The sequence below is a fragment of the Marinimicrobium sp. UBA4509 genome, from assembly GCF_002388575.1.
Classification (GTDB): domain Bacteria; phylum Pseudomonadota; class Gammaproteobacteria; order Pseudomonadales; family Cellvibrionaceae; genus Marinimicrobium; species Marinimicrobium koreense.
Window position 1 is genome coordinate 50,104 of sequence record NZ_DGMV01000084.1, and the last position, 593, is coordinate 50,696.

Here is a 593-nt window from a genome sequence, read left to right on the forward strand (position 1 = left end):
GGGTCCCCCGCTCTACGGTCTTGGAATGGTTTACCCCACACCGGACCTCCATGCCACCGTCGCGTCTGTAGCAGTGGCACATGGGTTTTTGTGTAGCACGCAGTTGCGTAGGGCGGATAAGGCCAAAGGCCGCATCCGCCGTTACCCTCGGTTCAAGGTTGCTGCGTGTCCTGGAGTGGTTTCCCCCGCACCGGAGTTCCGTGCCACAGTCGCGCCTGCGGTGACGGCACAGTGGGTTTCGTGTGGCACGTAGGCCCGTGGAGGAGAGCCCCCTTTCAAGACCGTAGAGCGGGGGACCCGCGATCCGAGCCCCCAGGGATGGGTTTACGGCGTGTCTTGAAAGGGGGCTCTCCTTCACGGGCCGGACTCGATGAACCAACGCGCACCACTTTTGGTGACGGCTGCGCCAAAATAGTGCGGATGTTCAATACTGCTGCTCGGGCGTTTCAATCCGGGCATAAATCTCGCTGCTGCCGTCGGTCTTCAGCAACAACACATCGTACGGGTCAAAACGCTCGCCCATCTCCATGCCCGGACTGCCTACCGGCATGCGCGGTACGGCCAGGCCCAGAGCGTTTTGACCCGTACGATGT